The following is a 24581-nucleotide window of genomic DNA, read 5'->3' on the forward strand; positions in this document are numbered from 1 at the left end:
GCCTCGCAGGCGTTACACTGTGACACATGACGCCTATTCGTCACAACCACTCGGACGGCGACGCGGTGCTCGACGCGGTGCGCGACTGTGTCCTGGCCGTCGGAGTCCGCCGTACGACGCTGACCGACGTGGCCCGCCGCGCGGGTGTCTCCCGGATGACGCTGTACCGGCGATGGCCCGATGTACGCACCCTGGTGGGGGACTTGATGACCCGGGAGTGGGTCGCGGTGGCCACCGGGGCCATGCCCGAGCGGCGCCCCGGCGCCGATGCCCGCGGCCTGATCGTCGACGGGCTCGTGGCCGGGGTGGAGGCCTTCCGCGCCCATCCGCTGTTCCAGAAGATCGTCGACGTCGATCCGGAGCTGCTCCTGCCCTACGTCCTCGACCGTCGCGGCGCGAGCCAGGAGGCCCTCATCGCGCTGCTGGGCGACGCCCTGCGCGAAGGCCACGCCGACGGGTCCGTACGCACCGGCCATGCCGAACGGCAGGCACGGGCGGTGCTGCTGATCGTCCAGTCCTTCACCCTGTCCCTGCGGACCATGACCGACGAGGACGACGCCGACCTGAGCAGCGAGGCCTTCCTGGCGGAACTGCGCGGCATCCTGGAGAGGACCCTCACCCCATGAGCACTGCCACTCCCCCGGTTCCCGGATCCTCGCTGTCCGCCGCCCGGCGCTCCCGCGAGCTGACCGGGACGGTCGGCGGTCCGGTCGTGGACGTCCTGGTCGTCGGGCTGGGCGCGACCGGCGCCGGGGCCGCGCTGGACGCCGCCGCCCGGGGACTGACGGTCGCCGCCGTCGACGCACACGACCTGGCCTTCGGCACCTCCCGCTTCAGCAGCAAGCTCATCCACGGCGGGCTGCGCTATCTCGCCTCGGGGCAGTTCGACGTGGCCCACGAGAGCGCGGTCGAACGCGGGGTGCTGATGGAGCGCACGGCACCCCATCTGGTGCGGGCCCAGCCCTTCGTCCTGCCGCTCACCCCGCTGGTCTCCCGCGGCCAGTCCGCCCTGGCCCGGGCCGGATTCCGGGCGGGCGACGCCCTGCGCCTGGCGGCCCGCACGGCCCGTGCCACACTGCCCGCCCCGCGCCGGCTCTCCGCGGTGGAGACCCGGCACCTCGCCCCCGCCCTGCGCACCCAGGGTCTGCGCGGCGGCCTGCTGTCCTGGGACGGCCGGCTCACCGACGACGCCCGCCTGGTGACCGCGATCGCCCGTACCGCCGCCGCCCACGGCGCACGGATCCTGACCCGGGTCAGGGCCCTGCGGCTCACCGCCTCCGGCGCCGTGATACGCGACGAACTCACCGGCGAGGAGGGCGAGATCAGGGCCCGCGCCGTGATCAACGCATCCGGCGTCTGGGCGGGCGGCCTGGTGGACGGCATCCGGATCCGCCCCTCACGCGGCACGCATCTCGTCCTGCGCGCCGACCGCCTCGGCCCGCTGCCCGCGGGGCTCCACGTCCCCGTCCCCGGGGAGACCAACCGCTTCCTCCTCGTCCTGCCCCAGGGCGACGGCCGGGTCTACGTCGGCCTCACCGACGAGCCCGTCGACGGCGACATCCCCGACGTGCCCGAGGTACCCGAGACGGACATCGGCTTCCTCCTCGACGTCCTCGGCTCCGTCCTGGACGTCCCGGTCCAACGCGACGACGTCGTGGGCGCGTTCGCGGGACTGCGCCCCTTGCTCGACACCTCCCCCGCCCAGCAGTCCGGCGCGGCTCCCCGGACCGCCGACATCTCCCGGCGGCATGCGGTCCTCACCTCGCCGGAGGGCGTGATCACCGTGGTCGGTGGCAAGCTCACCACCTACCGGCGCATGGCCGAGGACGCCGTCGACGCCGCCGTGGCCACCCGCCGGCTCACCGCCGGCCCCTCCTCCACCGCCGCCCTCCCCCTCGTCGGCGCCGCATCACCCGACGTGCTCGGCTCGCTCCGGGCGCCGCGCCGCCTCGTCCAGCGCTACGGCACCGAGGCACCGGCCGTCCAGGCGCTCGCCGCGCAAGATCCCCGGCTCGACGACCGCGTACTGCCGGGCCATCCCGTCACCGCCGCCGAACTGCTGTGGGCCGTACGCCACGAAGGTGCGCTGGACGAGGCCGACCTGCTCGACCGGCGCACCCGCATCGGGCTGGTGCCCGACGACCGGGCGGCGGCGCTGGATGTGGTGCGCGAGGTGCTGGGAGAGGCGTTGGCCCAGCGGAGTTGAAGGCTGGTGGGCCGATGCGGGAGTGCTGCATCGCCGGGCGCGCCGAGGGTCGGCGGTTACAGAACTACCGTAATGAGAAAGGGAGTTGTGGCTGACGACACCGACCGGCCGCGGCTCGGGACGAGCACGGGCGCGGTCGAGCGCGCCGCGTCAGGCGTCGCTCCGCCGGAGCCGCCACACGTGGTCGTCCCGGAAGCCTTCCACGCCCTCGGGTGACACGTTCACACTGCGCACCGTCTCAAGCGTCTCCACGGTCCAGTCGGTCTGCGGCAGGGCGAGTTCGTCGAGGACGCCGTGCAGCGTCGGGAACTCCGCCTCGAAGGGTGGCTCGGTCTGCCACGACGGCCAGCCGGCGTGCATGACGATCAGGAGGGTTCCGCCCGCGGCGACCGCCGCCGCGGCCTGCCGCAGAACCCGCTGCTGGTCGAGTGGGACCGGCGACTGCAGGTACTGCGCGTTCACCAGATCGAAGGAGCCCTCCGGGAACGTCTCGCCCAGGACGTGACGTTCCCAGACCGTACGGTCGCTCACGCCTGCCTCGGTGGCGTGCAGGGCGGCACGTTCCAGAGCCGTGTGCGAGATGTCGACGCCGGTGACCCGCCAGCCGCGCGAGGCGAGCCACACCGCGTCGGCCCCTTCGCCGCAGCCGAGGTCGAGCGCGCTGCCTGGGCCGAGGTCGCCGGCCTCGCGCGCGAGCAGTGCGTTGGGACGGCCGCTCCACAGACGGCCGCCGTCCCGGTAGCGGGCCTCCCAGAACTCGGCGGCCGTCAGGGCTGGGGTCTCGGTCATGGCGCCTCCCGGATGCGCAGGGGTCGGGGAGGGACTCGGACGAGCGCGTGGCCGCCCTGTCCCACAGTGAAGAAGCCTGCGGGACGGGTTCGGACAGAGCCAAAGGTTCTTGCCGATTCGGCAACGACCCGGACCGATGGTGCGGGAGGGGGTGAGAGACGAGCCGACGGCGAATCGTTCGGCGCGGCCACAGGCGGGGGACCAAACGGCTACGGCCTTGGAGCCCGTCCGCCACCTGGGTTCACGCAAGCCGCAGGAGCGGACGGGCCTCGGTCTGCCTTTGGCGTCACTCCACGAGCGCCTGCCGGTACGGCACCAGCCGTACGGGTCCGACGAGCCCGTAGGCCTGTCGTGCGGTCGTGCCGAACACCGCCGGCCGGGCGACCCTGAGGCGGTTGATGAGCGGTGTCGCCACCTCCACCTCGATCAGGTTCCCGCCGGGGCGCAGCAGCGGGCCGATGTCGGCGACGGGGTGCAGGCGGTCGACCGGGGCCAGGCGTGTGCCGTTGACGGTCACCCGGAAGGTGTCGCTGATCTGGCCGAGTTCCAGGAACGCGCCGTGGGAGGAGTCCCAGTCGTCCGGGAGGGCGATGGTGGTGCGGTAGCGGCCGATGCCGGCGGAGTCGGCCAGCTCGGGGATCTGCGACCAGGGCAGGAGGGTGTCGAGGGTCAGGGCGCGGTGGACGCGTTCGGTGCGCGTCGGCCCGGATCCCGGGAACCAGTCCTCGACCTCGACGTCCCAGCGGCTCGGCGTGATCGGTTCGGGCACGGCCGGGACGGTGGTGGTGACCGTGCCGCCCTGGGACAGTCGCGTGGTGTACGTACCGGCGGTGCTCGCGCGCACGGTCAGGCCGCCCCGGGTGAACAGCACCTGGTCGGCGTCCGTGGTGACGGCGTGCGGCCGGTTGCCGTGGCGGTCCGCGAACATGCCGGGGCGGCCGAGGGCGACGATCATCGCCTGGCCAGGCTGGAGGGTGACGCGGAGGGTGAACTCGTCGCCGTCCTCGGTGTACTGGGCGAGCCGTACGGCCGCTCCCGTCCACGGGTCGAGCAGGTACGGCACCGTCGCGCCGCCGCCCGCGGTGCGGCGCAGGGTGATGTCGTGGTCGATCGGTGCCACGGGCGGCTTGACGGTCTCGGCGTGCTTGCCGTTGCACAGGTAGTAGAAGTCGGCGTCCTCGGTGACGCGGTGGGCGTTGAGCAGCGTGGACGCGGTCGCGTGGCGCACGTCCGGGGTGACGCCGAGTCCTGCGAGGGCGTCACCGACGGCCGCCTTGTCGGTGATGCGGACGACGTTGGGCAGGGCCAGCAGCCGGGTCAGGATCGCGCGCAGGCGGTCCGTCTCGTCCGGTGCCGGCACTCCCGGGGTGAGCGCCTGGTCGAAGGCGCCGAGCACGACCACGGGCAGTCCCGCCTCGGCCAGCTTCAGGATCTTGCGGGCGTCGGTCACGGCCAGTGTGGGCGTGGAGCCGTAGAAGAAGTCGCCCTCGACGAACAGCGCCTTGTACGAGGGGCCGTCCGGGGCGAGGCGGCCGCGTGACACCGTCGCGCTCGGCAGGTCCAGCAGCGGGCCGCTGAGGAACTGGTGGGTCCAGCCGAGCGGGACACCGGTCGAGGTGAACCAGGAGGCGCCGATGCCCGTGGCGGTGTAGCCGGTCTGCCGGAAGACGGCGACGTCGGCCCTCACCGTGCCGGCCTGGAGCACCCGGTGCACGCGGCCGAGGTAGCCGGCGATGTCCTCGGCGTGCCGCCAGGTGGGCTGCCGGGGTCCCCACGACTCGCCGTAACCGGCGGCGCCGTTGTACGGGCTGAAGGCCGCGAACCCGGGCCACTCGGCCGTGGGGGCGGTGGCGTAGGAGAAGCCGTGCACGACGGTCTGGTTGACGCCGGCCGCGTAGGCGCCGCCCATGGTGCGCAGGAAGCGGTCCCAGGTCGTGCTGTACGCGGAGCCGTTGTAGGCGCCCGCCTCGCAGGACAGCACGGTGTGCCCGGCCATGTCCCGGCCACCGGCCAGCGAGCGGTAGTCGTCGAGGTTCTTGAAGCCGAGGGACTCGCCCTCCGCGATGTCGAGCAGCGCGGCCGAGGCGATGGCGTCGGTCTGAAGGCCGTAGGGCTGCGCGCGCAGGGACATGCCGAGGGAGTGCGCCCAGTCGCGCAGGGCGCGTACGTGGTGGCGGTTGAACAGGCCGGACACGGTCTCCCAGAAGTCGTGTCTGATCTGCCGGGTCAGCTGCGGATCGAAGGCGAAGACCTGGTTGCTCCTGTCCAGCACGATCGCCGGGAGATACGGCAGCAGCGGGCGCCCTGTGTGCTCTTCGAAGGCCTCCGGCAGCCCCGGCGTCCAGCGCAGTCCGTCGGTCTCCAGCTCTATGGAGTCCTCGAAGAAGGCGCCGCCCGCGGCCTTCAGCAGGGTCCGCAGGGACGGCGTCAGCAGGTGGTCCTCCCAGTACCCGGTGACGGCGGCGGTGCCCGCCGCGCTGAAGTGGTCGACGACATGGGCGGCCGGTGCGCAGTGCGGGCCGGACTCGGGCTGCTGGCCCGAGCCGCGCTGCCAGTAGGAGATCAGCACCCAGTCGCCGCTTTCGGGCGCCGTCCACGACAGCGCCCCGTCGCTGACCGTCGCGGTGAGGTCGAGGACGCTGGAGAGGTCGAGTCCCGTCTCCTTGCGGGTGGAGTTGGCCGAGTCGACGCGGGCGGCCTGTACGGCGACGAGGTCCTGCCGGGCGACGCCGGGGGCCGGCGCGTGCAGGGGCCGCGGGACGGGGCCATGGTAGGTGGCGCCGCCGCTCAGCGAGGCACGGCCGAGGACGAGTTCCTTGGCCGCCGCCTCGTCGTCGGGGGCGACGCCGGGGACGGCGGCGGGCCAGCTGGGGCCGAGGGTGAGGTCGACGGTCAGGCCGCGTCTCGCCGCGCGGCGCAGGGCCGCCTCGACGCCGTCCCGCCAGGGTCTGCTCCCCCATCCGTGATGGGCGGTGTCGAGCACCGACTTGTCCTTGATGCTGTGGTGTACGGCGGCGATCTCGGCGCCGCCGAAGCCCGCGTCCGCGATCTGGTCGATCTCGCGGGCGATCTCGTCCGGGTCGACCAGGCCGTCCGGCCACCACCAGCGGAACTTGGGGCGCACGGAGCGCGGCGGACGGGCGAACCAGTCGGCGGTCGGCTCGCCGCCGCCGGTACCGGTGAGTGCGGCCACGCCCGGCGCCACGGTGCCGATGGCTGCCGCGGCTCCCGCCGTCAGTGCGGCGGCCAGGACCGTGCGCCGCGACATCCCACCGCGCTGCGAGATCGGTTCGTGCATCAGTGCGTCCCAAGGATCGTGATGGATTGAATCGTTTCAATACGCTCAAGTGCCGGAACGCTAAGCGCCTGATCCGCTGGTGGTCAAGAGGCCGTCGGCAGGTGATACGCGACGCGCGCCCCCGGCCGGACGGCTCGACCGGGGGCGCGCTCCCGTCGCCCGTGCGGGGCACGTGAAAGTCCCTGCGGGGGCCGCAGCACCGAGTGCCGTTGTGATGCCGATGAACTGACGGCGCGTCAACGAGCGTGCGAGGTCACGCCTCCAGCCAGAATCCCGTGCGGGCCAGCCAGAGGTCGAGCAGGGCCGTGTCGCCCCGCACCCGGACGGCGGGTGCGGGGCGCCGGTAGAGGAACAGGAGCAGGTCCGTGACCGGACCGCGTACGGCGACGGTGGCGTCGTAGGATCCGGGACGCCAAGCCGGACGGTCGCCGGTGAGATCGACGAGCCATGCTCCGGCGTCGGTCGCGTGGAAGGCGAGCGTGCGGTCGGACGCGAGCAGGCCGGGCAGGTCCGGGCGGGGTTCGAACGCCTCGGAGGCGGTCGAGAACTCCAGCCATTCCTCCACCGCGTCGACGGCGAGGTCGTCGTCGAGCGTGAACTTCGTGCCGGTGACGAGGGCCGCGTCGGCCCGGTGCACGACCGTCTCGTAGGCCATGCGGCGGGCCCAGAAGGAGGCGGAATCCCGGTCATCGGCCGGAGTCCACACCCGCGCGTCGGGGCCGGCGGAGCGGAGGGAGGTGCTCAGGGCCTCGGAGCCTTCGGTGAGCCAGGGAGTCAGGAAGGACTCGTTCTCGCGGGTGTAGGCGGACAGGTCCTCGGGGAACGGCCGGGCGCCCCCGGTCCGTACCACCTCCTCGGCCCATCGGTGGTCGCCGCCCACGTGCCGCAGCAGTTGGCCGAGGTTCCAGCCGGGGCAGGACGGCACCGCCGCGGTCATGTCCGCGCCCCGTATGTGAGCAGTGAGCCGTTCGGTCTGGGTGACGATCTCGTCGCAGTAACGGTCGAAGGGCAGCGAGGTCATCGCCTCAGGATGCCGCAGGGGCGGGCCCTGCGTTGTCAGTGCGCTCGGATACTGTGTGCCGCCTGAGCAAGATCGGTTGGCGGGATCGGGTGGGGAGAGAGAACGATGCTGGTGGGGGCGGGACGAGTGCGGCGCCGATTGGCCCAGGTGGCCTTGCTGGCCGGGGTGCTGACGGGCTGTTCGGGAGTTGCGGAGGACGACGGGACGAAGACGCCGGCGAGCGCCTCGGCGTCGGCCGACGCGGCGAGTGACAGCGATACGGCAGTGAAGAGCGGGGGCACCATCGGCGCCGCCGGGTCGGCCTGTGAGCTGCCCGTCACGTTCGACATCGCCGAGGACTGGGAGGCGGAGGCCATCGACACCGGGGCGGCCGAGGACAAGGGGGCCGCCGGCGGGGAGGGCTCCGGCGATTCCGAGAAGGACGAGTTGGCCCAGGAGATCGCCGACGCGCTCCTGTACCAGGGCCCGGTCGCCGCCGCCTGTGAGGTCGACGCCAAGCCGGCGGGGAACATCGGCTTCCTCCGCGTCTGGACGGGCAAGCCGGGTGACGTCGACGCACGCACCGTGCTGGAGGCCTTCGTCGCGGCGGAGAACGGCGCGAGCAAGGAGAAGTACAGCACCTTCAAGGCGGGCGGCCTCGCCGGTGTCGAGGTGAAGTACCTCTACACCAGCGAGCTCCTGGAGGAGACGAAGGAGGAGGCGGCCATAGCCGTCACCACCGAGAAGGGCCCGGTCGTCATACATCTCGGCGGGATGGACACCGACGAGCACCGGGCGATGCTGCCGGCGTACGAGCTAGCCAAGCGGACGCTGCGCGCCGTCTGAGGGAGGCGGGGTGTCCGGCGCGGGCGGCCAGCACGCCGCGCCGGACACAGGGCCGTGGCTGGTCTGGCGGGGAAGCCGGAGCCGGTCAGGACACCGTGCAGGAACCGATCGCGGGGGCCGTGCTGTTGCCGTTCTTCATGACGGTGAAGCCGAAGCTCGTCGACGCTCCGGCGGCCCGGCTGCCGTTGCCGTTCGGCTTCATCGTCATGATGTTGCCGCTGCTGTCCCAGGTGGGTGTGCCGTTCCAGGTCGCGGAGATCTTCTGCGGGGACGTCACGGTGACGGTCGTGGTCCAGCTGCCGATCGCCGAACTCCCCGCGGTGATGGTGACCTTGCCGTTGAAGCGGTCGCTCCACTCATCGGCCTTGCTGTAGGTCGCCGTGCACGCGGCGCCCGGGGTGCCGCCACCGGAGGAGCCGCCGAGCGCGGTCAGCGCCGCGTTGTACGCCGGCTTCTTGTTGTAGTTGCCGTCGAACAGCAGCGGTGTTCCGCTCGCGCGCCAGGAGTACTTGTCGGTGACGCCCCAGACGGTGATGCCGGTGCAGCGCGAGACCGCCAGGCAGGCCCGCACCACGTTGCTGTAGCTGTTGGCCTGTGCCGTGCCGGAGCCCTCGATGTCCAGCTCGGTGATCTGCACGTCGACGCCGAGGGCGGCGAAGCGCTGGAGGTTCGCCTGGTAGTCGGACGGGACCGGCGAGGCGCTGTTGAAGTGGGACTGGAAGCCGACGCAGTCGATCGGCACGCCGCGGGACTTGAAGTCCCTGACCAGGTTGTAGACGGCATTGCTCTTCGCGTTGACGCCGTCGGTGTTGTAGTCGTTGTAACAGAGCTTGGCGGCCGGGTCGGCGGCGCGTGCGGTGCGGAACGCCTCCTCGATGAAGCCGTTGCCGAGCTTGTCCTGGAAGGGCGAGCTGCGCCGGGCTCCGCTGCTGCCGTCCTGGAAGGCCTCGTTGACGACGTCCCAGGAGTGGATCTTGCCCTTGTAGCGCTGCATGAGCTGGGTGATGTGGTTGTTCATCGCCGATCTGAGGTCGGCGGTGCCGAGTCCCGCCACCCAGCTCGGCAGTTGGGAATGCCAGACCAGGGTGTGTCCGCGGACCTTCATGCCCCTGCTCTGGGCGTGGTTCACGATCTGGTCGGCGGAGCCGTAGGTGAAGGTTCCGCGGGTGCGCTCGGTTGCGTCCCACTTCATCTCGTTCTCCGGCGTCACCGAGTTGAACTCGGTGTTGAGCGTCGAGGCGTACGGGGCTTCGCCCAGGTGGTTCGCCGCGACGGCGGCGCCGAAGTAGCGGCCCTTCTCGGCGGCCGCCGCGCCGAGCGTGCTCGCGGCCTGGGGGGCCTGCGAGGGCGGTGACGCCGGCTGTGGCGAGCAGGCCCGCGACGCCGAGGGCCTGCCAGTGCGGCGCGGGTGCATGAGCGCCGGGGCCGGCACTCGGGAGGCGGGGTGATGGACGTGGGGGTTGCCATCTTGTCCCCTCCTGCTGCTTCGAAAGTTTCGGACGGATTTCCGAATTTCGCGGCAGGCCATAGGAGCGCCGCCCTGAACCGTCAACGGGTTGCACACCCCCCGACCCGAGTCGACTCAGGACACCTACGACTCGGCTCCGGTGTAGAACGCGATCGTCGCCGCCGTCGTGGTCCTCACGGTCTCCTCGTCGGCGCCCGAGGCGGCATAGGCCTCGCCCCACAGCTCGCCCGACCGCGTCGCGTACGCCTTGCCCTCGTCCGAGAGCTGCCAGGCCTCGGCCTCCTCCCTGCTCATCCCGCCCCCGGCGAGGTGCATGCCGAGGCCCAGCAACGCCCCGTCCCAGCCGACGCCCACGGCTCCCGGCCCGAATCGGCCCCAGAAGTCCGGCGGCACCACAGCCACGTGCTCCAGCTCCAGCACCGTCCGCTCGTCACCCTCCGGCGTGAGCCGCACCTCGACCTCACTGAAGCCGGGATCGGGCCCGTACAGCCAGCTGACCCGCAGCCGTGTCGGCTCCTCGCACCGCAGAATCTCCCCGCCGGCCTGGCCCTCCAACTGGTACCGCCCGCCGACCTTGAACTCCCCGCTCACCGGCAGGAACCAGCGGCCGATCCGCTCGGGCGACGTCACCGCGTCCCACACGTCGGCGATGTCGGCGTCGTAGGTGCGCCGCAGCAGCACCGTGCGGGCCTCGCCCGCCTCGACCTGCCGTACACCGACCTGCCGGTGCAGGCGGTTCAATTCGTCGACGATCTCACTCATCCCCGCTCACGTCCTTTCTCAGCCTGCGTTCGCGCTTGCCGCGCGCGAGTTCCGTTCCGAGGGCGTCGAGCCGCTGCTCCCAGAAACCGCGGAACCTCTCCAGCCATGCGTCCACCTCCCGCAGCGGCGCGGCGTCGACGGCGTACAGCCGCCGCGTGCCCTCCGCCCGCACGGACGCGAAGCCGCTCTCGCGCAGCACCCTCAGGTGCTGCGAGACAGCCGGCTGGGAGATCCCGAACTCGTCCTGGATCACGGCACTGATGTCGCCCGATGCCTGCTCGCCGCCGGCGAGCAGCTCCAATATCCGGCGCCTGACCGGATCACCCAGCACATCGAAAGCGTGCACGGGGCCCACTATGCCAGCGACCACTTATATAAGGCAAGGCTTAAATAAAGCGCCCGGTCGGGCCGGGGCGCGAGCTGGATGTCCGCCTGTCTCTCCCGCCTATCGCCGGTCGGCGAGGAAGCGGTCAAGCGCCACCGTCAGTTCCTCCGGCTTCTCCACCGGCAGTTCGTGGCCGGCGTCCAGGATGCGGATCACCGCGTCCGGGTAGGCCTTGGCCATCCGCAGCATCTGGGCGACGGGCAGTTGGATGTCGTGATAGCCGTGCACCATCAGAGTGGGGGCGGCTATCTCGCCGACTCTGTCCAGTACATCGAAGGCGCGCATGGCGCCGTAGAGCGTCATGACGACCTCGCGGGGAGTCTCGGCGGAGCCGCGGATGTACGCACGGATCTCCTCGCGCGGATAACCGGGCGCGAAGGCGCGCTGGATGTTGGCGGCGACGAACAGCTTGAAGGGGGCGAGCGTGGAGGCGGCCATCAGCAGGGCGCGGCCGCGGCTGTAGGCCATTCTGCCGATGGAGTTCACCAGCACCATGCGCTCGACTCGCTCCGGGTGGGCGAGGGCGATGGTCTGGGCGATCATGCCGCCCATGGAGTGGCCGATGACCACGAACCGCTCGATCTTCAGATGACCAAGGAGGGCCAGTACGTCCTTCGCCAGCTCGTCGATCGTGCGCACCCCCGATCCGCCGCTCTCCCCGTGCCCGCGCAGGTCGAGGCGGACGACGCGGCGCCGCTCGGCGAAGTGGGCCACCTGGTGGTCCCAGCGGTGCCGGTTCGCCGTCCAGCCATGGACGAACACCAGGGGCACACCGTCGCCGTCGCGGGGGCCCTCGTCGTCGTACGTCAGTGTCGCGCCGTCGACTTCGAGCTGCGGCATGGGTGGCCTCCTGGAGTGCGGTTCGCAGTTACTGACCGGTACGGTAACCGGCCGTCCCGGCGGCCGTCACCGGCGTTCGCCCAGGAAATCGAGGATGTGCCCGAAGTGATGGACGAGGTGACGGCCATCACGAGGCCGCCACCCGCGCCCGACGCAGACGAAAGCCCGGACACCTCCGCTTCGTCGGTGTCCGGGCCCTGCGGGAGGGCTGGGCCCTACGGAAGGGCTTGATCAGCCGCCGTTCGGGTCAGCCGCCGTTCAGACGCCTGCGCAACAGCGTCTTGCCCAGTTCGGCGCCCTTGCGGCTGTCCGCCTGAGCCTTACGGAACAGGTCGGCCACCTCGGTGTCCTTGCCGCGCTCCGCGTCCTCGATGTAGCTCTCCAGGCGCAGCGCGTTGCTCAGGCATGCCTCCACGTACCAGATCAGGTTGTAGTCCTTGTCCGGCGTACCGGTTACGTGGCCGGCTTCCGTGCCACTGGTCATTCTGGCCTCCTCCGGCGTTGTCGTTCCTGGCCTCGCCGGGTACCCGCCGCCCGAACGGGCACACACCCGCCCCCGCAGGAGGCGGGCATCCGTGCCAACTCCCGCAGGTTGTACGCCAATTCAGACAGTCGACGCAGAAGCGATCAGAGTCCCGGCACTTTCGAAGCGAAGTGTCCATCGACCGTGCGAGATCGGTCGATGACGGTGTGTACTGTGCTCCGAGCGCCTCGCCGCAAGGCCTCGGAAACAGCCCTGCCCGACTGCCCCCGACCCACCCCCTGGGAACCGATTCGATGATCGAAATACCGGACCTGGCGACCGGCGGTCTCGCCGTCGGCATGCTGTCCGCGCTCGCCCTGGGCGGCGGGCTGCTGCGCGCGCAGCGGCAACAGGCCAGGCAGCGTGCCGAGATCGCCGCGTTACGCCGACAACTCAAGGGCGTGCTGGAGGCGTGCACGGCCGAGGTCGAGCATCTCGCGGCACGGCGCGTCCCGGCCGCCGCCCGACAGCCGGCACATCCGCATGTCGCCGTGCCGGGCCCGCTGCATCCACAGACGGCGGGGGCACCGCTGGGCCGCGCGCTGGAGCAGGTGCTGGCCGGGCTGCACACCGAACTGGCCGCGCAGCGCACCCGGATCGACGCGGCCGCACAGGCCGGCATGCGCGGGGCTACGCGCGAGATCCAGGCGGGCCTGTACCGGCTGCAGGATGCGTTACGCGGGCTTCAACAGGAGTACGACGACCCGGAGTTGACGCAGACCCTGTTCCAACTGGACCACGAGAACGAGCAGTCGCTACGGCGGGCGCAGGTCACCGCCGTGGTGTGCGGAGCCTGGGTCGGGCTGGCCCGGGAGGAGTCGCACCTGGTGGACGCCGTGACCGGCGGCCAGGCCCGGCTCGCGGGCTACCACCGGGTGCGGGTCCACAATCATCTGGCGGACGGGACCGGGCTGGTGTCGCACGCCGTGGAGCCGGTCGCGATCATCGTCGCCGAGCTCCTCGACAACGCCCTGCGGCACTCCGCGCCGGACACCGATGTCGTGGTCAACCTGGAGCAGGTGCATCACGGTGCCTGCGTCACCGTCGACGACGCGGGTCTGGGTATGACCCAGGACGAACGCGCCCGCGCTCAGCGGCTGGTGGCGGGCTCCGAGCCGGTTCTCCTCACGGACCTCGGCGATCCGCCGCGCATGGGGTTCGCGGCGATCGGGCAGCTGACCCGGCAGTTCGACCTGAGTGTGGACGTGTCGTCGCCGTCGCCGTACGGCGGGGTGCGGGCGGTGCTGCGGGTCGACAGCCATCTGGTCAGCCGTATCGATCCCGACGAGCGACCGCCTGCCGCGAGCGCGCCGCGCTCCACCCGCACGGCCTCCCGGGACGCGGAGTCCGTCGACGCACGGCGCGCCGAGTCCGTCGACGCACGGCGCGCCGAGTCCGTCGACGCACGGCGCGCCGAGTCCGCCCCGGCACGGGACACGGCGTCCAGCGCCTCGCACGGATACGGGGCCGAACACGACGACGCCGCCTCCGACGCCGTATCCGGCCATCACGGTCCGCGCGACACCGGTGGTCTGCCGCAGCGTCGGCGCCGTACGAGGGTGGCCGCCGCGGCGAGTGACGAGCCGGCGCCCGCGCCGCCGCCTGCCGTCCGCCGCCCGGAGCAGGCCGCCGCCGCGCTGGGTGCGCTGCAAGCCGGTACCGCCGCCGCACGCTCCGCGGCCGACGAGAGCACCGGCGACGCCTCCACCGCCGTACCGGAAACCGCGGCGAACGACACCGATCAGACCGACCATGAAGGGGGAACGGCTCGATGACCAGCCGCGATGCGGGAGACACGGCATGGGTGCTCGAACCGATCCTGCAGGTGCCGCATGTGGTGGCCGCCGTGCTGCTCACGCGGGACGGACTGGTGACCGGGTACACGGACGCGCTCACCCGGCCCTCGGCCGAGCGGGTGGCCGCGATCACCAGCACCGTGCAGGGGGCCTGCCGTACCGCGGCCGCCGCGTTCGCCGACCGGGAGCGGGCCGAGGTACGGCAGGTCGTCATCGAGTCGGACCACGGTTACGTACTGATCGTGCCCACGGACCACGGCACGTGCGTGGCCGCGTACGGGGACCAGGAGGTGCGGCTGGATCTGCTCGCGCACCGGGTGCACTCGCAGGTGGCCCGGCTGGGCGAGAAGGCGATGGCCGCCGCGCCGCGAGGTGGCGACGGCGGCGCTCCGGCATGACCGGCCGCCGCGGCGGCCGCCCCCTGGTCCCCGCGTATCTGTCGACCGGCGGCGTGGCCCGGCCCAGCCGGCCCCATCTGGAACGGCTGTCGGTGCTCACCGGCGCCGGCGTGCCCCCACCCGCCGGTCTGCCCGCCGCCCAACTCGCCCTGCTGGACGCCTTGGACGAGGGTTCGCTGACGGTGGTGGAGGCCGCGGCGCTGCTGCGGTTGCCGGTGTCCGCGGTACGCGTCCTGGCGGCCGAACTCATCGACCGCGACCTGGTGCTGGCCCGTGCGCCGATCCCGCCCGCCGGACGTTTCGACCCCGACCTGCTGAAGAGAGTGGCCGATGGCCTTCGCGCCCTCAAGCACAACTAGCCGTACCGTCAGAGTAGTTGGTGAGACTCGTGATGCGGCCGCCGGCATCCACCTGCCCGACACCGCCCTCGACCTGGTCAAGATCCTGGTCGCCGGTCCCTTCGGCGTGGGCAAGACGACCCTGATCGACTCCGTCTCCGAGATCCGGCCCCTGCACACCGAGGAGCCGCTCAGCGAGGCGTCCGCGCAGGTGGACGATCTCGCCGGGGTGCGGGACAAGTCGACGACCACCGTCGCCGTCGACTTCGGCCGGATCAGCCTGCCGGGCGGGGTGGTGCTGTATCTGTTCGGCACGCCCGGGCAGGAGCGGTTCCGTCCGCTGTGGGACGACATCGCCTACGGCGCACTGGGCGCCCTGGTCCTGGTCGACAGCCGTCGGATCGACGCGTCGTTCGACGTGCTGGGGCTGGTGGAGGAGTCGGGGCTGCCGTACGCCGTCGCCTTCAACGCCTTTCCGGACGCGCCCCGCCACTACACCGAGGAACAGCTGCGCGCCGCCCTGGACCTGGACGCGGACACCCCGATGGTGACGTGTGACGCACGGGATGCCGACTCGTCCGTCGACGCGCTGCTCGCGCTGGCCCAGCACCTGATCGACCGTCACGCTCCGGAGGACCGGTGACCGCCCACTCCCCCGACCGGCAGGCCTTCTCCCGCTCGGCGCCCGTACGCCTGTGGGAGGACGGCTTCGCACTGGATCCGCACCCGTACTACGAGGCGCTGCGCGCCCAGGGCCCGGTCGGCTGGGGGGAGTTGGCGCCGGGCGTGCCCGCGTATGTCGTCACCGACCGGCGCGCGGCGCTGGATCTGCTGCACGACACGGACACGTTCTCGCACGACCCGCGGCCGTGGGAGTCGACGGTCGCCGACGACTCGCCGATCCTGGGCATGATGCGCTGGCGGCCCAACTCGCTGTTCGCCGACGGCGCGGCCCATGTCCGCTACCGCACCTCGCTGATCGACACCTTCGACCGGATCGAGCCGCACGACCTGCGGGCGCGGGTGCACCGGGCGGTACGGGTGCTGGTGGGCCGCATCGGGCCGAAGGGCGAGGCGGATCTGGTGGGCGAGTTCACGCGTCCGCTGATGGCGTTGGTGTTCAACAGCCTCTTCGGGCTGCCGGACAGTCACAGCGACCGGCTCCACGTGGCGCTCGGCAAGATGATGGAGGGCGGCGCCGAAGCGGCCGAGGGCGAGGCGGAGTACGGCGGTTACGTACTGGAGCTGATCGCGGCCAAGGCCGAGCGGCGGGGCGACGATCTGCCGAGCCGGCTGCTGGACCACCCCGCCGGGCTCACCCCCGAGGAGGTCACCTGGCAGGTGTTCCTCACCCTCGGCGCCGGACACGAGCCCACCGCCAACCTGGTGTCCAACGCGCTCTCCCGCATCCTCGGCAACCCGCTCTACTACTCCACCCTGACCAGCGGTGCCCGCCCCGTGACGGACGCGGTGGTGGAGGTGCTCCACCACGAGACACCGCTGGCGAACTACGGCATCCACTACGCCCGTACCCCCGTGTCCTTCCACGGCACGTGGATCAGGGCCGCGGTGCCGGTGGTCGTCTCCTACGGGGCGCTCACGTGCTTCGCCGAGCGGGAGATCACCAGCGGACGCCGCCACCCCAGGGACGCCTCGCACCTGTCCTGGTCGGCGGGCCCGCACGCCTGCCCGGTCCGGCAGCACACGCTGCTCATCGCCACCGAGGCGATCGAACGGCTCACCCAGTGGCTGCCCGACCTGGAGCCGGTCCTGCCCCGCGAGCGCCTGACCTGGCGGCCCGGCCCCTTCCACCGCTCCCTGACCGCCCTGCCCGTCCGGTTCAGCCCCCGCTCCCCCGACCAGCCAGGAGTTCCGTCGTGACCGTGACCGACCGCATCGACCGCGTCGCCATCGACCCGTTCGGCGCCGACATCCCCGGCGAGAGCGCCCGGCTGCGCGACCTCGGCCCGATCGTGCCCGTGGAGCTGCCCGGCGGCATCCCCGCCTGGGCACCCACGGGCTACGACACCCTCAAGGAGCTCATTCTCGACCCGCGGGTCAGCAAGGACCCGCGGCAGCACTGGCGACTGTGGCCCGAGATGGCCGAACACCCCTCCTGGGCCTGGATCCTGGGCTGGGTCGGCGTGGTCAACATGCTCTCCACCTACGGCGCCGACCACACGCGGCTGCGCAAGCTGGTCGCGCCGAGCTTCACACAGCGGCGTACGGAGATGATGCGGCCACGAGTGGAGGCGATCACCGCCGAGTTGCTCGACGCGCTCGAGGACGGCGGGCCGGTCATCGACCTCAAGGCCGGCCTCGCCCACCCCCTGCCCATGCGGATGATCTGCGAACTGTTCGGTGTGCCCGAGGAGTTGCGCAAGGACACCGGAGCGCTCATCGCGGCCATCATGGACACCTCCGACCCGAGCCCGGAGCACGCCGCGTTCGTGCAGCGGCAGATCGGTGCGGTGCTGGGGGCGCTGATCGCCCATCGCAGCGAGCACCCCGGGGACGATCTGACGAGCGAGCTGATCCGGGTGCGCGACGAGGACGGCGACCGGCTCAGCGACGAGGAACTGCTGTACACACTGCTGCTGGTGATCGGTGCCGGTTTCGAGACGACCGTCAATCTCATCGGCAACGCGGTCGTCGCCCTGCTGACGCACCCCGAACAGCTGGCCGCCGTACGGTCCGGCGAGATCGGCTGGGACGCGGTGATCGACGAGACGCTGCGGGTGCACCCGTCGATCGCGTCGCTCCCCCTTCGGTTCGCCGTCAGCGACATCAAGATCGGGGACGTGACCGTCGCGGCCGGGGACGCGATCATCACGACGTACGCCGCCGCTGGGCTGGATCCCGTGCGCTACGGGCCGGACGCTGACCGCTTCGACGCGTCGCGCGGGGCCGATGACCATCTGGCGTTCGGGATCGGCGTGCACCGGTGCATCGGTGCCCCGCTCGCTCGTGTGGAGGCCCTGACGGCGTTGCCCGCCCTCTTCGACCGCTTCCCGGACCTGCGGCTGGCCGTCGGGGAGGACGAGTTGCGTCAGGTGCCGTCGTTCATCGCGTTCGGCTGGCAGGAGATACCGGTGCGGTTGCGGGCCTGAACGGCCGGAAACGGGGACGCGACCGGTCCCCCGTTCCGGTCGTGCCCCCGTGGCGAGTCGAACTTACGTCTACGCGGGCAGATTGGGTACCGCATCAATGCCCGCTGCGGCGCCCGCGGGACTCACCTGTGCACAGGTGAGTCCAAAAGGCCCGGTTTCAGCCCGTGCAGGGCGGGCTGATCCAGGTCGCCCACGGCGAGATGGGCCAGGACGACCTCGTACAGGTCGCTGCCGCCGGCGAGGAGTTGCCGTTCGAGGACGGGTTCCGCGCTGCGGACGTGCTCGCGGACGGTCTGGGCGTGGACGCCGAGGCTCTGCGCGGCGCGTTCGGCGTTGCCGCCCTCGGCGATCCAGGTGCGCAGGGTGCGGCGCAGGTCCCGGGTGTCCTGTTCCAGGCGGGCGAGGAGTTCCCGCGCCCAGGTGCGCATGGCGGGCCCGGACAGCAGGTCGGGCAGCGAGGCGTGGGCAACTTCGCAGGAGCCGGTGTCGGCCGGTGCGTCCGCCAGGCTCACCTGGCTGTTGAGCGCCAGGTGGACCACCGCACGGGCGGTCAGGTCGGCGAAGTCCGTGCGCAGGAGGGCTTCCACGCGTTCCATGCGGGCTCGGACGGTGTTGCGGCTGACGCCCAGGACCTTGGCCGCGTTGACGGCGGTGAACTCCAGGCCCAGCCGGGTGGTGGCGAGCAGTTCGGCGCGGGTGTGGTGCGGCAGGGTGTCGAGCGGGTGCAGCAGCCGGGCCGTCCAGCCGCGCAGTGCCGCCGGGTCGGTCAGTCGCTCGGGGTGGGTTCGTTCGGCGTAGACCGCGGACTTGTCCGGGCGGAAGTGCGCGACGGCGAGGGCGCTCACGGCCTGCCCGTACGCGGTGGCGGTGCGGGCGAGGCTCTGGCGGGCGCTGCCGCCGAGGAAGGTGCGGGGGCGCGGGCCGATCAGCGAGCGCAGTTCCTGGGCCTCGGCCTCGCCGGGCGTCACGACGATGACGTGCTCCTCCACCGCCGGGCAGAGTACGACCAGCGCCCGTTCGCCCGTCGCCTCGATGCACTCCCCGGCCAGCCGGTCCCGGTCCTCGGCGGTGCCCTCGACCACGTGGACGCAGGCGGTGTCGGTGTCGAGCAGTCCGGGCCACAGTCCCGCGGCCACCCGGCGTGCGGAGACGGTGTCCTCCACCATCAGCAACTGCAGGATGGCCAGGCGCAGATCGGACGTCGCCCGCTCGAGCCGGCGTCCGGCGGCGGTCATCTCGCTCGCCTTGAGCAGGACTTCGATCACCTGGACGGTGTGCGTGACGATGTCGGAGGTGCGCCGGTCGAAGGGGGCCTCGCGCGCCACCGCGAGGACGCCGGCCGACGACCGGTTCGGGTACGCCACCCTGACCAGGCGCAGGTAACGGCCCTGCCCCTCCCAGGCGGCGGAGGCGATACGGCCGGCGGTGACGGCCGCGACGAGGTGCTCGTCCAGGGCCGGCCGCGTGCCGCCGAGGAGCGTTCCGGTGTCGTCCTGGAGTGAGGCGGTGCCCTGCACGGCGTCCGCGAGCCAGGCGATGACCCGAGGGATGTCCTGCCCGGTCGGCCGCAGGTGGTCCAGCAACTCCTCCGCCCACACCGACGCGTCGGCGTCCCGCACGCCCGTCTGGCGGACCCCGTCGCCCTCTCTGCCAGCCACGTCGGCCTTCACCTCGTCCTGAACTTTATTCACGACATACCGCTCGGACGTTACCTCACCCGTGCCCGGCGGTATGCCGACGAACGCATCGGGGACGGGTTCCCAGGGGCGCCACCGTCATCCCCGCGGGCTCTCGCCCCCGCCCTGACCCCACTCTTGACCCCGCCTCACATCGACGCGTAGAACATTCCCCAGCAGAAAACGTTTACCGCACTCATCCTCCGCTCGGATCGAGCCGTGCACCGCCGCGGCGCTCAAGGGAGAGGTCCCTTCCACGATGAGAACTTCACAGGACCGGGAAGAGCTCGCGCCGGACGGAGCCGGCGGCCCGGGGGCTCTCTCGCGCCGGGGGATGCTCAAGGGCACGGCCGTCACCGCCGGTCTGGCCGCGGTGGGGGCAGGCGTCGCGCAGCCGGCCCACGCGGCGGATGACGCGGCCCTCGTGCGGGACTCGGACGAGGTGACCGCGCGCATGGGCGGCAACGCCATCACGATGTCGGTGGTGGACGGAGCACTGCGGTGGTCCGCCCGGCACCACGGCAGGACGGTGATCGACACGTCCGTGCTGGGCCTCAGGCTGAGCGACGGGACCGTCCTCGGCGGCGACGTGACGGTGGTCCGGCACCGGCACCGGACCTCCCGCACCACCTGGACTCCGGTGTACGGGCGCAACGCCACCGTCACGGACCTCTACCAGGAGCAGAGCTGGGACCTGCGGGACAGCGCCTCGGGCATCGGCTTCGGCGTCCGGATCCGCGCCTACAAGACCGGTGTGGCGCTGCGCTATGTCCTGCTCGGCGAGGGCACCGCGACCGTCTCCGACGAGCTGACGACGTTCGTCTTCCCCGACGACACCACCGTCTACAGCGCCCGCGACGAGAACGCCTATCTCCCGGTGGCGCCGGGCTCCATCCCGGTCACCGGAACCTCCACCACGGACAACGGCCCCCTGACCGACCTGCCGTTGACCGCGACGCTCTCGGACGGGCTCATCGCCTGTATCTGCGAGTCCTCCCGGCTGAACTTCCCGCGCCTGATGCTCAGTTCGGTCGACGGGCAGCCGGGTGCCCTCTCCGCCTTCCTGATGGAGCACACCGCCCGCGGCACCGGAACGGTCGAGACGACCAGCACGGTCACGACCCCGTTCGCCACGCCGTGGCGCGCGCTGGTCATCGGTTCCACCCATGCCGAACTGGTGGACAACGCCGAGCTGGTGCTCAACCTGGCCCCGCCCAGCGCGCTGACCGACACCTCGTGGATCAAGCCGGGCAAGGTCTTCCGCTGCGAGCTCAGCACCGCCGCCGGCCTCGCGGGCGTCGACTTCGCCGTGGCCCGGGGCCTGGAGTACATCGAGTACGACGCCGGCTGGTACGGCCCCGAGTTCAGCACCCCCGACGCGACCGCACCGATCGCCGCCATCGACCTGCCGTCGGTCATCTCGTACGCGACGAGCAACGGCATCGGCGTCTTCCTCTACGTCAACCGGCTCGCGCTGACCGACGCGGACTCCCTCTTCGGCCGCTACAAGAGCTGGGGCGTCGCGGGCATCAAGCTCGGCTTCATCAACGACGGCACCCAGACGATGACCGACCAGATCACCGACTGGGCCCGGGTGGCCGCCAAGTACCGGCTGCTGATCGACATGCACGACGACGTCCGGCCGTTCGGCTACGAGCGCACGTTCCCGAACTACATCAGCCTGGAAGGCGTGCGGGGCAACGAGCAGTTCCCGACCGCCACGCACAACGTGACGCTGCCCTTCGCCCGCAACATCGGCGGCCCGATGGACTACACCATCTGCTACGGCCAGTCACGCGACAAGACGACCAACGCCCACCAGATGGCGATGGCCGCGGTGTACTACCAGCCCCTCAACTTCCTGTTCTGGTACGACAAGCCGTCCAAGTACGCCAACCCCGCGAACTGGCCGGGACTGCCCTGGTTCAACGCCGTCCCCACGACCTGGGACGAGAGCCGGACCCTGGCCGGGTCGATCGGCGAGTACGTGGCGGTCGCCCGCCGGGCCGGCGACACCTGGTACCTCGGGGCCATGACCAACGAGTCGTCCCGGACCCTGTCGCTCCCCCTGTCGTTCCTGGGCAGCGGAACGTATACGGCGACCGTCTACGCCGACGGCACCCCGGGCACCAGTCCGTTCCGGACCCCGGTCGTGGTCAGCACGCGGACCGTCACCTCGGAGACCACGCTGAGCGTGGCCATGGCCCCGGCGGGCGGCCAAGCGGTCGTGCTGGCGCCGAGCTGACCCGTTCCCGCCCGGGCCACGGCAAACGTTTACCCATTTCGTGGGACTCACTTCCCCGATCCGCGGACTCACGGGGCCGGGCCGGTGCAGTAACGTCGGACCCGTGACGGACGAGGAAGAAGGCCCACCGGGCGGGCCGGGAGCGAAGAAGGCGAAGCGGAAAGCGCGATCGGCCGACCGGCCGAGCACCATTCGCGATGTCGCCGCGAAGGCCGGTGTCTCGGTAGCAACCGTTTCCCGGACGCTGGCGGGCAACTATCCGGTGTCCGCGGAAACCAGGCAGCGGGTCATGGCCGCCGTCGACTCCCTCCACTACGTCGTGAACGTCCACGCCAAGGCGCTCTCCGGACGCGTCGCCGGCCCCATCGCCCTCGTCCTCCAGGACATCACCGGGCCCTCCCTGGCCCACGTGGCCGCGGGCGTGGAACAGGAGGCCGGGAGCCGGGGGCGGCTGAGCCTGGTGTGCTCCACGAAGGGCGACACGAAGCGGGAGGACGACCTGGTCCAGCTCATGCGGGAACAGCACGCGGCGGCGGTCGTCCTCGTCGGTGGCGCGGTGCCGGACGACGCCTATCACCGCCGGATGGCCGGCTACGCCAGGGCGCTGGACTCCGCGGGTTCCCGGCTGGTGCTGTGCGGCCGGCCGCCCCTTCCCGAGGGCGTGCCGGCGACGGTGGTGGACTACGACAACCGCGGCGGCGCCTTCCAGGCCACCGCGCACCTGCTGACGTCCGGTCACCGGCGCGTCCTCTACCTCGGCGGCGCTGTCGGCTTCAGCAGCGCGGAGGAACGCCACCTCGGTCACCGGGACGCCCTGCGCGCCCACGGCACGCCGTACGTCGAGGAGCTGGACACCGCCGGGGACTACACCCGGAAGTCGGGCTACCTGCGCACCCGGGACGCGTTGCGCGCGGGAGTCGGGTTCACGGCCGTCTTCGCGGGGTCCGACGTGGTCGCGCTGGGGGCGCTGGCGGCCCTACGCGAGGCCGGTCTGCGCGTCCCGCGCGATGTCTCCGTGGTGGGCTTCGACGACGTCCCGTTCGCCGCCGACCTGACCCCGGCCCTCACCACGGTCCGCGTCCCCTACGAGGAGCTGGGCCGCACCGCCGTACGCCTCGCCCTGGAACGCGAGGTGGGTTTCCCGTCCGACAACCACGTCGTGTTGAGCACGCAGCTGGTGATCCGGGATTCGGTGCGTACGGCGGGTTGAGGGCAACCGTCGGGGTGGTCACGGCAAGGCCGGTGCCCCGGGCCGCGGGCCGGTGGCGGGCGCCGAGGCACGGTCACCGCGTCGACTCGCGTCCCGCGCAGACCCCGCCGCTCGGCCGCGCTCCCCTGGTCCGACTGCCCCGGCCTGCGCGGCAGGCGGGCATCGAGGGCATAGGCTCGGTGAATGGCGAAGTACTTCGACGTGCACCCCGACAACCCCCAGCCGCGCACCATCACCCAGGTCGCCGACAGCGTCCGCTCCGGTGCGCTCATCGCGTATCCGACGGACTCCTGCTATGCGCTGGGCTGCCGACTGGGCAGCCGTGACGGCATCGACCGGATCCGGACCATTCGCCGACTGGACGACCGGCACCATTTCACCCTCGTCTGCCAGGACTTCGCGCAGCTCGGCCAGTTCGTGCTGGTCGACAAGGACGTGTTCCGCGCGATCAAGGCGTCGACGCCCGGCAGCTACACCTTCATCCTGCCCGCGACGAAGGAGGTGCCGCGCATGCTCCAGCATCCGAAGAAGAAGACGGTCGGCGTGCGTATCCCCGCCCACGTCGTCACCCAGGCGCTGCTCTCCGAGCTCGGGGAGCCGCTGCTGTCCAGCACGCTGCTGCTGCCCGACGAGGACGAGCCGATGACCCAGGGCTGGGAGATCAAGGACCGGCTGGACCATGTGCTGGACGCGGTGGTCGACTCCGGTGACTGCGGCACCGAGCCGACGACGGTGATCGACTTCTCGGGCGGCGAGGCCGAGATCGTGCGGAAGGGAGCGGGCGACACATCCCGGTTCGAGTGAGATGGGCCGAGGTGGGGGGTGGGTCGCGGCGCCCTCGGGCTCGCGTGCCACGATGATCTCGACCCGGCCCCTCCCACGGGCCGGCCCTCGCCGACGCCCCCACGCAGAGAGGCACGTCCCAGCCATGACCGCTGTACAGGGAACCAACGTCGACATCCTCACCGAGGACGGCACCGTCGACGCCTATCTGGCCCACCCTGCTGACGGGGAACCCCGCCCGGCAGTCCTGCTCTACATGGACGCATTCGGTCTGCGGCCCCGGCTCCGGCAGATGGCGGACCGTCTCGCGGAGGCCGGGTACACGGTGCTGGTGCCCAACGTGTTCTACCGTCACGGGCGCGCTCCGGTGGTCGAGTTGCCGGAGTTCATCGATCCCGGGGCCCGGCCGGAGATCTTCGAGAATATCATGCCGATCATGCGGGCGCTGACGCCCGAACTCGCGATGCGGGACGCCGGCGCCTATCTGCGCTGGCTGGCCGACTGCCCCGTGGCGGCCGACGGTCCGGTGGCACTGACCGGATACTGCATGGGCGCGCGGCTGTCCCTGCTCACCGCCGGCACCTTCCCGGACCGGGTCGCGGCGGCGGCCGGATTCCACGGCGGACGGCTGGCGACACAGGATCCGGACAGCCCGCATCTGGTGGCCGGGCACGTCACCGCCGAGCTGTACTTCGGCCATGCGGACCAGGACCCGTCCCTGCCCGTCGAGCAGATCGAGCGCCTCGAGACCGCGCTCACCGAGGCGGGGGTCCGGCACCGCTGCGAGGTCTACCCGGGGGCGGGACACGGCTTCACGCAGGCCGACACCGCCGAGTACAACGCGGAGGCGGACGAACGGCACTGGGCGGCGCTGCTCGATCTGCTGAAGCGGACCTTCTGAGCCGGTC

At 71.8% G+C, this 24581-nt stretch carries 21 protein-coding genes and 1 pseudogene; 13 read left to right on the plus strand and 9 right to left on the minus strand.

Annotated features, from left to right (window positions below):
* Window positions 1-26 precede the first annotated feature (26 nt).
* Together ACIREI_RS27125 and ACIREI_RS27130 are read left to right on the plus strand one after the other, a co-directional pair.
* Window positions 27-626: a TetR/AcrR family transcriptional regulator gene (locus ACIREI_RS27125; protein WP_403337786.1), complete on the plus strand. Its 600-nt coding sequence runs from the start codon at window positions 27-29 to the stop codon at window positions 624-626.
* On the plus strand, window positions 623-2206 hold the full coding sequence (locus ACIREI_RS27130; protein ID WP_403337789.1) for a glycerol-3-phosphate dehydrogenase/oxidase: 1584 nt from the start codon (window positions 623-625) through the stop codon (window positions 2204-2206). Before ACIREI_RS27125 ends, ACIREI_RS27130 begins: the two co-directional genes overlap by 4 nt.
* Before the next feature lie 150 nt (window positions 2207-2356).
* Here ACIREI_RS27130 and ACIREI_RS27135 read toward each other — a convergent pair whose 3' ends face one another.
* The 3 genes from ACIREI_RS27135 to ACIREI_RS27145 form a co-directional block, all read right to left on the minus strand.
* A complete protein-coding gene (locus ACIREI_RS27135) occupies window positions 2357-2995 on the minus strand; it encodes a class I SAM-dependent methyltransferase (protein WP_403337792.1) in 639 nt (212 codons plus the stop codon).
* Between the two features lie 286 nt (window positions 2996-3281).
* On the minus strand, window positions 3282-6293 hold the full coding sequence (locus ACIREI_RS27140) for a glycosyl hydrolase (RefSeq protein ID WP_403337795.1): 3012 nt from the start codon (window positions 6291-6293) through the stop codon (window positions 3282-3284).
* 253 nt (window positions 6294-6546) lie between these two features.
* Window positions 6547-7314, minus strand: a complete 768-nt coding sequence (locus ACIREI_RS27145; RefSeq protein WP_403337798.1) for a maleylpyruvate isomerase family mycothiol-dependent enzyme — start codon at window positions 7312-7314, stop codon at window positions 6547-6549.
* A 105-nt stretch (window positions 7315-7419) separates the two neighbouring features.
* Between ACIREI_RS27145 and ACIREI_RS27150 the strand changes: the two genes are divergently transcribed.
* Window positions 7420-8139, plus strand: coding sequence for a lipoprotein (locus ACIREI_RS27150; protein ID WP_403337801.1), 720 nt, complete (start codon window positions 7420-7422; stop codon window positions 8137-8139).
* A gap of 85 nt (window positions 8140-8224) precedes the next feature.
* On the opposite strand, the pseudogene ACIREI_RS27155 reads toward ACIREI_RS27150, so the two are convergent.
* From ACIREI_RS27155 to ACIREI_RS27175, 5 genes and pseudogenes are all read right to left on the minus strand, one after another.
* Window positions 8225-9512, minus strand: a pseudogene (locus tag ACIREI_RS27155) (endo-1,4-beta-xylanase).
* A gap of 218 nt (window positions 9513-9730) precedes the next feature.
* Entirely contained in the window at window positions 9731-10369 is a 639-nt protein-coding gene (locus tag ACIREI_RS27160) for an SRPBCC family protein (RefSeq protein ID WP_403337802.1), read from the minus strand.
* The gene (locus ACIREI_RS27165) at window positions 10362-10724 is read right to left on the minus strand and encodes an ArsR/SmtB family transcription factor (protein WP_403338029.1); all 363 of its coding nucleotides are present in this window, start codon (window positions 10722-10724) and stop codon (window positions 10362-10364) included. The genes ACIREI_RS27160 and ACIREI_RS27165 overlap by 8 nt, the downstream gene beginning before the upstream one ends.
* 90 nt (window positions 10725-10814) lie before the next feature.
* Window positions 10815-11594, minus strand: a complete 780-nt coding sequence (locus ACIREI_RS27170; RefSeq protein ID WP_403337805.1) for an alpha/beta fold hydrolase — start codon at window positions 11592-11594, stop codon at window positions 10815-10817.
* Between the two features lie 247 nt (window positions 11595-11841).
* On the minus strand, window positions 11842-12078 hold the full coding sequence (locus ACIREI_RS27175) for a hypothetical protein (protein WP_403337808.1): 237 nt from the start codon (window positions 12076-12078) through the stop codon (window positions 11842-11844).
* Between the two features lie 293 nt (window positions 12079-12371).
* Here ACIREI_RS27175 and ACIREI_RS27180 point away from each other — a divergent pair, with 293 nt between their 5' ends.
* The 6 genes from ACIREI_RS27180 to ACIREI_RS27205 are packed head-to-tail and all read left to right on the plus strand — an operon-like array spanning window position 12372 to window position 17759.
* Entirely contained in the window at window positions 12372-13892 is a 1521-nt protein-coding gene (locus tag ACIREI_RS27180; RefSeq protein ID WP_403337811.1) for a sensor histidine kinase, read from the plus strand.
* Entirely contained in the window at window positions 13889-14311 is a 423-nt protein-coding gene (locus tag ACIREI_RS27185; RefSeq protein ID WP_403337813.1) for a roadblock/LC7 domain-containing protein, read from the plus strand. The genes ACIREI_RS27180 and ACIREI_RS27185 overlap by 4 nt, the downstream gene beginning before the upstream one ends.
* Window positions 14308-14670, plus strand: coding sequence for a DUF742 domain-containing protein (locus tag ACIREI_RS27190; RefSeq protein WP_403337816.1), 363 nt, complete (start codon window positions 14308-14310; stop codon window positions 14668-14670). The genes ACIREI_RS27185 and ACIREI_RS27190 overlap by 4 nt, the downstream gene beginning before the upstream one ends.
* Window positions 14642-15292: a GTP-binding protein gene (locus tag ACIREI_RS27195; RefSeq protein ID WP_403337818.1), complete on the plus strand. Its 651-nt coding sequence runs from the start codon at window positions 14642-14644 to the stop codon at window positions 15290-15292. Before ACIREI_RS27190 ends, ACIREI_RS27195 begins: the two co-directional genes overlap by 29 nt.
* Window positions 15289-16530, plus strand: a complete 1242-nt coding sequence (locus ACIREI_RS27200; protein WP_403337821.1) for a cytochrome P450 — start codon at window positions 15289-15291, stop codon at window positions 16528-16530. Before ACIREI_RS27195 ends, ACIREI_RS27200 begins: the two co-directional genes overlap by 4 nt.
* A complete protein-coding gene (locus tag ACIREI_RS27205) occupies window positions 16527-17759 on the plus strand; it encodes a cytochrome P450 (RefSeq protein ID WP_403337824.1) in 1233 nt (410 codons plus the stop codon). Before ACIREI_RS27200 ends, ACIREI_RS27205 begins: the two co-directional genes overlap by 4 nt.
* Window positions 17760-17881: 122 nt before the next feature.
* Here the strand turns inward: ACIREI_RS27205 and ACIREI_RS27210 are convergent, their stop codons facing one another.
* Window positions 17882-19417, minus strand: a complete 1536-nt coding sequence (locus ACIREI_RS27210; RefSeq protein WP_403337826.1) for a helix-turn-helix domain-containing protein — start codon at window positions 19415-19417, stop codon at window positions 17882-17884.
* Between the two features lie 277 nt (window positions 19418-19694).
* Between ACIREI_RS27210 and ACIREI_RS27215 the strand changes: the two genes are divergently transcribed.
* From ACIREI_RS27215 to ACIREI_RS27230, 4 genes are all read left to right on the plus strand, one after another.
* On the plus strand, window positions 19695-21680 hold the full coding sequence (locus tag ACIREI_RS27215) for a glycoside hydrolase family 97 catalytic domain-containing protein (RefSeq protein WP_403337829.1): 1986 nt from the start codon (window positions 19695-19697) through the stop codon (window positions 21678-21680).
* A 190-nt stretch (window positions 21681-21870) separates the two neighbouring features.
* Window positions 21871-22890: a LacI family DNA-binding transcriptional regulator gene (locus ACIREI_RS27220; RefSeq protein ID WP_403338032.1), complete on the plus strand. Its 1020-nt coding sequence runs from the start codon at window positions 21871-21873 to the stop codon at window positions 22888-22890.
* A 183-nt stretch (window positions 22891-23073) separates the two neighbouring features.
* A complete protein-coding gene (locus tag ACIREI_RS27225) occupies window positions 23074-23694 on the plus strand; it encodes an L-threonylcarbamoyladenylate synthase (RefSeq protein ID WP_403337832.1) in 621 nt (206 codons plus the stop codon).
* Between the two features lie 124 nt (window positions 23695-23818).
* The gene (locus ACIREI_RS27230) at window positions 23819-24574 is read left to right on the plus strand and encodes a dienelactone hydrolase family protein (RefSeq protein ID WP_403337835.1); all 756 of its coding nucleotides are present in this window, start codon (window positions 23819-23821) and stop codon (window positions 24572-24574) included.
* Window positions 24575-24581 lie beyond the last annotated feature (7 nt).

Source organism: Streptomyces sp. NPDC093591, from assembly GCF_044764885.1.
GTDB lineage: Bacteria > Actinomycetota > Actinomycetes > Streptomycetales > Streptomycetaceae > Streptomyces.